1 protein-coding gene is annotated in these 13,170 nt (G+C 35.4%); it reads right to left on the reverse strand.

Annotated elements, in window-relative coordinates:
- Positions 1 to 415: 415 nt before the first annotated feature.
- Complete coding sequence (locus tag NMK29_RS02525) at positions 416 to 13,159, reverse strand: Calx-beta domain-containing protein (RefSeq protein WP_254097133.1); 12,744 nt, start codon at positions 13,157 to 13,159, stop codon at positions 416 to 418.
- Between the last annotated feature and the right edge of the window lie 11 nt (positions 13,160 to 13,170).

Genomic DNA, 13,170 nt, shown 5'->3' on the forward strand with positions numbered 1-13,170 from the left:
ATGTAATAAATACAATAGTTCTTGAAAATAAATATTACTAGGAAATGTGTTGGCTTAAGTTAACATATAACTTAAAATACGAATTAGACTATGTATTTAACAACGATGTTTTTATGATAAAAAAGGGGTTTAAAATTTCGACTAATAAATATTAATCAGTCCTTATAGATAAGTGTCAGTATTTTAGGAGGTGAGATAAGACTCTGGGGCAATTAATATGCAAACTCAACTTTAGATATATTATAGATTCAGTTTGAACTAAGTCATAGATTTTTATTATTCTAGTACTAGGCTAGATTTCATTTACGTATGCATTCATAATATAATCTACTACCATATACTGTAAATATTAATTTGTTTTAGACCCATATTTAAAAATATCATCTTTTTGCGTACGATAATTCAAAATATAATATTACCATTTGCCAGTTATATATAAATATCCAGATAACATTCTGGTTTGACCCTGAAAATCAGTATAATTTATGATATAAAAATAAGTTCCTGTTGGAAGTCCATCAGAGCCTCCAATAGTTCCATTAACCTCAGAGAAGCCTCTAAATACATTATTTATATTGTCATATTGTTTAGTCTCATATACAATTCGTCCCCACCTATTAAAAATTTCAACTTTATTATTTGGATAACATTCTATACCTTCTATAATAAAAGAATCATTAGATCCGTTTTCATCGGGTGTTACAGCGTTGTATATTTTAATTTCGCAACCACTAAGTAGAGTTTCTGTAGGGTTATCTCCAAAATTATCTAAGTTATCAGATAAGTCTTGTACAATAAGGCCAAGATTAGTAGTGCCGAATACTGTAGCTTGATTCGTTACTTTTTGATTTGATATATCTTCTACCGTAATTGTGTATGTTCCAAAAAAGTTTTCGTTATCAGATTCTCCGGGTTCTAACGTAATTGATTCTCCGGTAAGAATTAAACCAGGTAAATCATCTTCTATAGTTATGTCAAATAAGGTTACATTTCCTGTATTTGTTACTGTAAACTCGTAAGTAATAGTTTCTCCTATTTGTGAGATTCCATCATTGTTTTCATCATTAAATCTTGAGGTTTTAATAAGAGCGATACTTTCTATTTGCGATAATTCCACTATTGTTGGATTGTCATCACCATCTTCCTCAATACCATTATCAGATATGTCATCTATAGTTGTATTTAAAACACTATCTACTGCAAATATATATGCAGTATTTGTAACATTACCTACATCAATATCGGCTTGTGTAATTTGATAATCTATCGAAATTGATATTTCCTCCTCTTCTAAAAGTATTCCTTCGATTGGAATTGGCGATATATCTAATAAAGGATCATTGATCTCAATAAAGTCTAATGGAACATTACCAATATTATTAATAACAAAGGTATATGTGATGATATCACCCAGTTCTCCATTCCCCTGTAAATTAGCTGTTTTTATAAGCTCTATTACAGGATTTGGTATTTCATCATCTTCAATGATTATTATTGCTTGACTTTGAGGTCCAATAACTAATACATTTTCTACAGTTTCTAATGCGATACTTAAGGTTTCTCCATTAAACTCCACAATATCATCGTCAATAACTTCTATAGGAATGATAACAGACGTAGTATTTGCTGGAATAATTATAACTCCATTTAATTGAACATAATCTAAATCAGCAGTTGCAATTCCCTGGACACTATAGCTAATAGAAGTATCGATGCCAACAGGTTTATCTAGTATTATTTCAAACTCACCCGTTGTGGAAGGTTCACTGGCATTGGTAAGAGCTAAGATGTTTACTTCGGCTAAATCATTATCATTTATACTAACAGTAGTAGAGTTTTTGTTTTCTGCTATTGTTACGTCATTATCTGTTTCTGTTAATGATATAATTACAGTTTCTATTCCTTCTACATCTAGATCATCTATTACAGATATATCAATAATTCCTGAAATATCTCCTGCAGGAATAATTATGCTTCCGTTTAAAGCCGTGTAATCTTCATCTGGATTAGCTGTTCCAGATACAGCATAACTTATAGTTGTCGCTATAGATACAGGATTACTTAAATTTAATGTAAATATTCCATCTGTATTAGGTTCTGATGCTTGCGTTGTTGATACGATATTTACTTCAGAATTGTCATTATCAGATATTGTTATAAATGCTTCACTTTCTGTTCCTATAATTACAGAATTATTAGTTTGTGTAATGGTAATAATTATTGTTTCTTCTTCTTCTAAAATCAAATCATCTAGTATAGGTACTTCAATTGTTCCAGAAGTATTTCCGGTAGGAATGGTTAAACTTCCACTTAAAGCTGTATAATCCAAGTTTTCTATTGCTGTTCCAGTGATATTGTAGTTAATAATTGTTGGAATTGAGACAGGGTTACTCAAATTTACTGTAAATAATCCGTTAGTATTTGGTTCAGAGGCTTGTGCTGTCCCTACAATACTGACAATTGACCCGTCATTATCAAGTATTTCTGCGGTTGCGGTATCTGTTGTAATAGCTACTTGTTGTGCATTAGCATTGGTAAGAGCTATAGTTCCAGTAAATGTTTCTGTAGGTTCTACGATAAGATCTCCCAGTATAGATACAGGTAAATTAATAGCTGTCTGACCAGCGATTAGTGTATAGGACTGTGTAGTTTGTGCTGTATAGTCATCCCCATCAATTGCTGTTGCATCAGATGTAGTAAGAATAAATATGATATTTTCTTCCGCTGGTATATTACTAGTTACCGTAAAGTTTTCTGTTTGTGTAGCTTCATTTTCAGTGATTGTAAATCCTGCAATGCTCAGTTCCAGACTATCATTATCAAGTATTTCTGCTGTTCCTTGGTTCTCTGTAATAGTTATTCCTGTTTGTCCATTGGTTTGTAGATTGCTTAGATTCACAAAATAGGTTTCCGTAGGTTCCGCAATGTTATTATCAAGTATAGTTACACTAAAGGTTTGTATATTGTTATTAGTTCCTCCAAAGGTCAGTGTTGTTGCGGCTATTGTTGTATAATCATCACCTGTGATTGCTGTATTATCAGCAGTACTGTAATCTATGGTAAAGTCGTTCTGTACATTCCCTGTTAGTGTAACCGTAAAAGTAGCTGTTCCATCATCTTCATTGACACTTACATCATTGATACTTAAAGTAACAGTATCATTATCAAGTATTTCTGCTGTTGCGGTATCTGTTGTAATAGCTACTTGTTGAGCATTAGTATTGGTAAGAGCTATAGTTCCAGTAAATGTTTCTGTAGGTTCAGCTATAAGATCTCCCAGTATAGATACAGGTAAATTAATAGCTGTTTGACCAGCGATTAGTGTATAGGACTGTGTAGTTTGTGCTGTATAGTCATCCCCATCAATCGCTGTTGCATCAGATGTAGTAAGAGTAAATATGATATTTTCTTCCGCTGGTATATTACTAGTTACCGTAAAGTTTTCTGTTTGTGTAGCTTCATTTTCAGTGATTGTAAATCCTGCAATGCTCAGTTCCAGACTATCATTATCAAGTATTTCTGCTGTTACGGTATCTGTTGTAATAGTTACTTGTTGAGCATTAGTATTGGTAAGAGCTATAGTTCCAGTAAATGTTTCTGTAGGTTCAGCAATAAGATCTCCCAGTATAGATACAGGTAAATTAATAGCTGTTTGACCAGCGATTAGTGTATAGGACTGTGTAGTTTGTGCTGTATAGTCATCCCCATCAATTGCTGTTGCATCAGATGTAGTAAGAGTAAATATGATATTTTCTTCCGCTGGTATATTACTAGTTACCGTAAAGTTTGTTGTTTGTGTAGCTTCATTTTCAGTGATTGTAAATCCTGCAATGCTCAGTTCCATACTATCATTATCAAGTATTTCTGCTGTTGCGGTATCTGTTGTAATAGCTACTTGTTGAGCATTAGCATTGGTAAGAGCTATAGTTCCAGTAAATGTTTCTGTAGGTTCAGCAATAAGATCTCCCAGTATAGATACAGGTAAATTAATAGCTGTTTGACCAGCGATTAGTGTATAGGACTGTGTAGTTTGTGCTGTATAGTCATCCCCATCAATTGCTGTTGCATCAGATGTAGTAAGAGTAAATATGATATTTTCTTCCGCTGGTATATTACTAGTTACCGTAAAGTTTGCTGTTTGTGTAGCTTCATTTTCAGTGATTGTAAATCCTGCAATGCTCAGTTCCAGACTATCATTATCAAGTATTTCTGCTGTTGCGGTATCTGTTGTAATAGTTACTTGTTGAGCATTAGTATTGGTAAGAGCTATAGTTCCAGTAAATGTTTCTGTAGGTTCAGCAATAAGATCTCCCAGTATAGATACAGGTAAATTAATAGCTGTTTGACCAGCGATTAGTGTATAGGACTGTGTAGTTTGTGCTGTATAGTCATCCCCATCAATTGCTGTTGCATCAGATGTAGTAAGAGTAAATATGATATTTTCTTCCGCTGGTATATTACTAGTTACCGTAAAGTTTGCTGTTTGTGTAGCTTCATTTTCAGTGACTGTAAATCCTGCAATGCTCAGTTCCAGACTATCATTATCAAGTATTTCTGCTGTTACGGTATCTGTTGTAATAGTTACTTGTTGAGCATTAGTATTGGTAAGAGCTATAGTTCCAGTAAATGTTTCTGTAGGTTCAGCAATAAGATCTCCCAGTATAGATACAGGTAAATTAATAGCTGTCTGACCAGCGATTAGTGTATAGGACTGTGTAGTTTGTGCTGTATAGTCATCCCCATCAATTGCTGTTGCATCAGATGTAGTAAGAGTAAATATGATATTTTCTTCCGCTGGTATATTACTAGTTACCGTAAAGTTTGCTGTTTGTGTAGCTTCATTTTCAGTGATTGTAAATCCTGCAATGCTCAGTTCCAGACTATCATTATCAAGTATTTCTGCTGTTGCGGTATCTGTTATAATAGCTACTTGTTGAGCATTAGTATTGGTAAGAGCTATAGTTCCAGTAAATGTTTCTGTAGGTTCAGCTATAAGATCTCCCAGTATAGATACAGGTAAATTAATAGCTGTCTGACCAGCGATTAGTGTATAGGATTGTGTAGTTTGTGCTGTATAGTCATCCCCATCAATTGCTGTTGCATCAGATGTAGTAAGAGTAAATATGATATTTTCTTCCGCTGGTATATTACTAGTTACCGTAAAGTTTGCTGTTTGTGTAGCTTCATTTTCAGTGATTGTAAATCCTGCAATGCTCAGTTCCAGACTATCATTATCAAGTATTTCTGCTGTTGCGGTATCTGTTGTAATGGCTACTTGTTGAGCATTAGCATTGGTAAGAGCTATAGTTCCAGTAAATGTTTCTGTAGGTTCAGCAATAAGATCTCCCAGTATAGATACAGGTAAATTAATAGCTGTTTGACCAGCGATTAGTGTATAGGACTGTGTAGTTTGTGCTGTATAGTCATCCCCATCAATCGCTGTTGCATCAGATGTAGTAAGAGTAAATATGATATTTTCTTCCGCTGGTATATTACTAGTTACCGTAAAGTTTGCTGTTTGTGTAGCTTCATTTTCAGTGATTGTAAATCCTGCAATGCTCAGTTCCAGACTATCATTATCAAGTATTTCTGCTGTTGCGGTATCTGTTGTAATAGCTACTTGTTGAGCATTAGTATTGGTAAGAGCTATAGTTCCAGTAAATGTTTCTGTAGGTTCAGCTATAAGATCCCCCAGTATAGATACAGGTAAATTAATAGCTGTCTGACCAGCGATTAGTGTATAGGACTGTGTAGTTTGTGCTGTATAGTCATCCCCATCAATTGCTGTTGCATCAGATGTAGTAAGAGTAAATATGATATTTTCTTCCGCTGGTATATTACTAGTTACCGTAAAGTTTGCTGTTTGTGTAGCTTCATTTTCAGTGATTGTAAATCCTGCAATGCTCAGTTCCAGACTATCATTATCAAGTATTTCTGCTGTTGCGGTATCTGTTGTAATAGTTACTTGTTGAGCATTAGTATTGGTAAGAGCTATAGTTCCAGTAAATGTTTCTGTAGGTTCAGCTATAAGATCCCCCAGTATAGATACAGGTAAATTAATAGCTGTCTGACCAGCGATTAGTGTATAGGATTGTGTAGTTTGTGCTGTATAGTCATCCCCATCAATTGCTGTTGCATCAGATGTAGTAAGAGTAAATATGATATTTTCTTCCGCTGGTATATTACTAGTTACCGTAAAGTTTGCTGTTTGTGTAGCTTCATTTTCAGTGATTGTAAATCCTGCAATGCTCAGTTCCAGACTATCATTATCAAGTATTTCTGCTGTTGCGGTATCTGTTGTAATGGCTACTTGTTGAGCATTAGCATTGGTAAGAGCTATAGTTCCAGTAAATGTTTCTGTAGGTTCAGCAATAAGATCTCCCAGTATAGATACAGGTAAATTAATAGCTGTTTGACCAGCGATTAGTGTATAGGACTGTGTAGTTTGTGCTGTATAGTCATCCCCATCAATTGCTGTTGCATCAGATGTAGTAAGAGTAAATATGATATTTTCTTCCGCTGGTATATTACTAGTTACCGTAAAGTTTGTTGTTTGTGTAGCTTCATTTTCAGTGATTGTAAATCCTGCAATGCTCAGTTCCATACTATCATTATCAAGTATTTCTGCTGTTGCGGTATCTGTTGTAATAGCTACTTGTTGAGCATTAGCATTGGTAAGAGCTATAGTTCCAGTAAATGTTTCTGTAGGTTCAGCAATAAGATCTCCCAGTATAGATACAGGTAAATTAATAGCTGTTTGACCAGCGATTAGTGTATAGGACTGTGTAGTTTGTGCTGTATAGTCATCCCCATCAATTGCTGTTGCATCAGATGTAGTAAGAGTAAATATGATATTTTCTTCCGCTGGTATATTACTAGTTACCGTAAAGTTTGCTGTTTGTGTAGCTTCATTTTCAGTGATTGTAAATCCTGCAATGCTCAGTTCCATACTATCATTATCAAGTATTTCTGCTGTTGCGGTATCTGTTGTAATAGTTACTTGTTGAGCATTAGTATTGGTAAGAGCTATAGTTCCAGTAAATGTTTCTGTAGGTTCAGCAATAAGATCTCCCAGTATAGATACAGGTAAATTAATAGCTGTTTGACCAGCGATTAGTGTATAGGACTGTGTAGTTTGTGCTGTATAGTCATCCCCATCAATTGCTGTTGCATCAGATGTAGTAAGAGTAAATATGATATTTTCTTCCGCTGGTATATTACTAGTTACCGTAAAGTTTGCTGTTTGTGTAGCTTCATTTTCAGTGATTGTAAATCCTGCAATGCTCAGTTCCATACTATCATTATCAAGTATTTCTGCTGTTGCGGTATCTGTTGTAATAGCTACTTGTTGAGCATTAGCATTGGTAAGAGCTATAGTTCCAGTAAATGTTTCTGTAGGTTCAGCTATAAGATCTCCCAGTATAGATACAGGTAAATTAATAGCTGTCTGACCAGCGATTAGTGTATAGGACTGTGTAGTTTGTGCTGTATAGTCATCCCCATCAATTGCTGTTGCATCAGATGTAGTAAGAGTAAATATGATATTTTCTTCCGCTGGTATATTACTAGTTACCGTAAAGTTTGCTGTTTGTGTAGCTTCATTTTCAGTGATTGTAAATCCTGCAATGCTCAGTTCCAGACTATCATTATCAAGTATTTCTGCTGTTGCGGTATCTGTTATAATAGCTACTTGTTGAGCATTAGTATTGGTAAGAGCTATAGTTCCAGTAAATGTTTCTGTAGGTTCAGCTATAAGATCCCCCAGTATAGATACAGGTAAATTAATAGCTGTCTGACCAGCGATTAGTGTATAGGATTGTGTAGTTTGTGCTGTATAGTCATCCCCATCAATTGCTGTTGCATCAGATGTAGTAAGAGTAAATATGATATTTTCTTCCGCTGGTATATTACTAGTTACCGTAAAGTTTGCTGTTTGTGTAGCTTCATTTTCAGTGATTGTAAATCCTGCAATGCTCAGTTCCATACTATCATTATCAAGTATTTCTGCTGTTGCGGTATCTGTTGTAATGGCTACTTGTTGAGCATTAGCATTGGTAAGAGCTATAGTTCCAGTAAATGTTTCTGTAGGTTCAGCTATAAGATCTCCCAGTATAGATACAGGTAAATTAATAGCTGTTTGACCAGCGATTAGTGTATAGGACTGTGTAGTTTGTGCTGTATAGTCATCCCCATCAATCGCTGTTGCATCAGATGTAGTAAGAGTAAATATGATATTTTCTTCCGCTGGTATATTACTAGTTACCGTAAAGTTTGCTGTTTGTGTAGCTTCATTTTCAGTGATTGTAAATCCTGCAATGCTCAGTTCCAGACTATCATTATCAAGTATTTCTGCTGTTGCGGTATCTGTTGTAATAGCTACTTGTTGAGCATTAGTATTGGTAAGAGCTATAGTTCCAGTAAATGTTTCTGTAGGTTCAGCTATAAGATCTCCCAGTATAGATACAGGTAAATTAATAGCTGTTTGACCAGCGATTAGTGTATAGGACTGTGTAGTTTGTGCTGTATAGTCATCCCCATCAATCGCTGTTGCATCAGATGTAGTAAGAGTAAATATGATATTTTCTTCCGCTGGTATATTACTAGTTACCGTAAAGTTTTCTGTTTGTGTAGCTTCATTTTCAGTGATTGTAAATCCTGCAATGCTCAGTTCCAGACTATCATTATCAAGTATTTCTGCTGTTACGGTATCTGTTGTAATAGTTACTTGTTGAGCATTAGTATTGGTAAGAGCTATAGTTCCAGTAAATGTTTCTGTAGGTTCAGCAATAAGATCTCCCAGTATAGATACAGGTAAATTAATAGCTGTCTGACCAGCGATTAGTGTATAGGACTGTGTAGTTTGTGCTGTATAGTCATCCCCATCAATTGCTGTTGCATCAGATGTAGTAAGAGTAAATATGATATTTTCTTCCGCTGGTATATTACTAGTTACCGTAAAGTTTGCTGTTTGTGTAGCTTCATTTTCAGTGATTGTAAATCCTGCAATGCTCAGTTCCAGACTATCATTATCAAGTATTTCTGCTGTTGCGGTATCTGTTATAATAGCTACTTGTTGAGCATTAGTATTGGTAAGAGCTATAGTTCCAGTAAATGTTTCTGTAGGTTCAGCTATAAGATCTCCCAGTATAGATACAGGTAAATTAATAGCTGTCTGACCAGCGATTAGTGTATAGGATTGTGTAGTTTGTGCTGTATAGTCATCCCCATCAATTGCTGTTGCATCAGATGTAGTAAGAGTAAATATGATATTTTCTTCCGCTGGTATATTACTAGTTACCGTAAAGTTTGCTGTTTGTGTAGCTTCATTTTCAGTGATTGTAAATCCTGCAATGCTCAGTTCCAGACTATCATTATCAAGTATTTCTGCTGTTGCGGTATCTGTTGTAATGGCTACTTGTTGAGCATTAGCATTGGTAAGAGCTATAGTTCCAGTAAATGTTTCTGTAGGTTCAGCAATAAGATCTCCCAGTATAGATACAGGTAAATTAATAGCTGTTTGACCAGCGATTAGTGTATAGGACTGTGTAGTTTGTGCTGTATAGTCATCCCCATCAATTGCTGTTGCATCAGATGTAGTAAGAGTAAATATGATATTTTCTTCCGCTGGTATATTACTAGTTACCGTAAAGTTTGTTGTTTGTGTAGCTTCATTTTCAGTGATTGTAAATCCTGCAATGCTCAGTTCCATACTATCATTATCAAGTATTTCTGCTGTTGCGGTATCTGTTGTAATAGCTACTTGTTGAGCATTAGCATTGGTAAGAGCTATAGTTCCAGTAAATGTTTCTGTAGGTTCAGCAATAAGATCTCCCAGTATAGATACAGGTAAATTAATAGCTGTTTGACCAGCGATTAGTGTATAGGACTGTGTAGTTTGTGCTGTATAGTCATCCCCATCAATTGCTGTTGCATCAGATGTAGTAAGAGTAAATATGATATTTTCTTCCGCTGGTATATTACTAGTTACCGTAAAGTTTGCTGTTTGTGTAGCTTCATTTTCAGTGATTGTAAATCCTGCAATGCTCAGTTCCAGACTATCATTATCAAGTATTTCTGCTGTTGCGGTATCTGTTGTAATAGTTACTTGTTGAGCATTAGTATTGGTAAGAGCTATAGTTCCAGTAAATGTTTCTGTAGGTTCAGCAATAAGATCTCCCAGTATAGATACAGGTAAATTAATAGCTGTTTGACCAGCGATTAGTGTATAGGACTGTGTAGTTTGTGCTGTATAGTCATCCCCATCAATTGCTGTTGCATCAGATGTAGTAAGAGTAAATATGATATTTTCTTCCGCTGGTATATTACTAGTTACCGTAAAGTTTGCTGTTTGTGTAGCTTCATTTTCAGTGACTGTAAATCCTGCAATGCTCAGTTCCAGACTATCATTATCAAGTATTTCCCCTGTTCCTTGGTTCTCTGTAATAGTTATTCCTGTTTGTCCATTGGTTTGTAGATTGCTTAGATTCACAAAATAGGTTTCCGTAGGTTCCGCAATGTTATTATCAAGTATAGTTACACTAAAGGTTTGTATATTGTTATTAGTTCCTCCAAAGGTCAGTGTTGTTGCGGCTATTGTTGTATAATCATCACCTGTGATTGCTGTATTATCAGCAGTACTGTAATCTATGGTAAAGTCGTTCTGTACATTCCCTGTTAGCGTAACCGTAAAAGTAGCTGTTCCATCATCTTCATTGACACTTACATCATTGATACTTAAAGTAGCAGTATCATTATCAAGTATTTCTGCTGTTGCGGTATCTGTTGTAATAGCTACTTGTTGAGCATTAGTATTGGTAAGAGCTATAGTTCCAGTAAATGTTTCTGTAGGTTCAGCAATAAGATCTCCCAGTATAGATACAGGTAAATTAATAGCTGTCTGACCAGCGATTAGTGTATAGGACTGTGTAGTTTGTGCTGTATAGTCATCCCCATCAATTGCTGTTGCATCAGATGTAGTAAGAGTAAATATGATATTTTCTTCCGCTGGTATATTACTAGTTACCGTAAAGTTTGCTGTTTGTGTAGCTTCATTTTCAGTGATTGTAAATCCTGCAACGCTCAGTTCCAGACTATCATTATCAAGTATTTCTGCTGTTGCGGTATCTGTTGTAATAGTTACTTGTTGAGCATTAGCATTGGTAAGAGCTATAGTTCCAGTAAATGTTTCTGTAGGTTCAGCAATAAGATCTCCCAGTATGGATACAGGTAAATTAATAGCTGTCTGACCAGCGATTAGTGTATAGGACTGTGTAGTTTGTGCTGTATAGTCATCCCCATCAATTGCTGTTGCATCAGATGTAGTAAGAGTAAATATGATATTTTCTTCCGCTGGTATATTACTAGTTACCGTAAAGTTTGCTGTTTGTGTAGCTTCATTTTCAGTGATTGTAAATCCTGCAATGCTCAGTTCCAGACTATCATTATCAAGTATTTCCCCTGTTCCTTGGTTCTCTGTAATAGTTATTCCTGTTTGTCCATTGGTTTGTAGATTGCTTAGATTCACAAAATAGGTTTCCGTAGGTTCCGCAATGTTATTATCAAGTATAGTTACACTAAAGGTTTGTATATTGTTATTAGTTCCTCCAAAGGTCAGTGTTGTTGCGGCTATTGTTGTATAATCATCACCTGTGATTGCTGTATTATCAGCAGTACTGTAATCTATGGTAAAGTCGTTCTGTACATTCCCTGTTAGTGTAACCGTAAAAGTAGCTGTTCCATCATCTTCATTGACACTTACATCATTGATACTTAAAGTAGCAGTATCATTATCAAGTATTTCTGCTGTTGCGGTATCTGTTGTAATGGTTACTTGTTGAGCATTAGCATTGGTAAGAGCTATAGTTCCAGTAAATGTTTCTGTAGGTTCAGCTATAAGATCCCCCAGTATAGATACAGGTAAATTAATAGCTGTCTGACCAGCGATTAGTGTATAGGACTGTGTAGTTTGTGCTGTATAGTCATCCCCATCAATTGCTGTTGCATCAGATGTAGTAAGAGTAAATATGATATTTTCTTCCGCTGGTATATTACTAGTTACCGTAAAGTTTGCTGTTTGTGTAGCTTCATTTTCAGTGATTGTAAATCCTGCAATGCTCAGTTCCAGACTATCATTATCAAGTATTTCTGCTGTTGCGGTATCTGTTGTAATAGTTACTTGTTGAGCATTAGTATTGGTAAGAGCTATAGTTCCAGTAAATGTTTCTGTAGGTTCAGCTATAAGATCCCCCAGTATAGATACAGGTAAATTAATAGCTGTCTGACCAGCGATTAGTGTATAGGATTGTGTAGTTTGTGCTGTATAGTCATCCCCATCAATTGCTGTTGCATCAGATGTAGTAAGAGTAAATATGATATTTTCTTCCGCTGGTATATTACTAGTTACCGTAAAGTTTGCTGTTTGTGTAGCTTCATTTTCAGTGATTGTAAATCCTGCAATGCTCAGTTCCAGACTATCATTATCAAGTATTTCTGCTGTTGCGGTATCTGTTGTAATGGCTACTTGTTGAGCATTAGCATTGGTAAGAGCTATAGTTCCAGTAAATGTTTCTGTAGGTTCAGCAATAAGATCTCCCAGTATAGATACAGGTAAATTAATAGCTGTTTGACCAGCGATTAGTGTATAGGACTGTGTAGTTTGTGCTGTATAGTCATCCCCATCAATTGCTGTTGCATCAGATGTAGTAAGAGTAAATATGATATTTTCTTCCGCTGGTATATTACTAGTTACCGTAAAGTTTGTTGTTTGTGTAGCTTCATTTTCAGTGATTGTAAATCCTGCAATGCTCAGTTCCATACTATCATTATCAAGTATTTCTGCTGTTGCGGTATCTGTTGTAATAGCTACTTGTTGAGCATTAGCATTGGTAAGAGCTATAGTTCCAGTAAATGTTTCTGTAGGTTCAGCAATAAGATCTCCCAGTATAGATACAGGTAAATTAATAGCTGTTTGACCAGCGATTAGTGTATAGGACTGTGTAGTTTGTGCTGTATAGTCATCCCCATCAATTGCTGTTGCATCAGATGTAGTAAGAGTAAATATGATATTTTCTTCCGCTGGTATATTACTAGTTACCGTAAAGTTTGCTGTTTGTGTAGCTTCATTTTCAGTGATTGTAAATCCTGCAATGCTCAGTTCCATACTATCATTAT

Origin of the sequence: Aquimarina sp. Aq107, from assembly GCF_943733665.1 — a bacterium.
Lineage (GTDB): Bacteria > Bacteroidota > Bacteroidia > Flavobacteriales > Flavobacteriaceae > Aquimarina.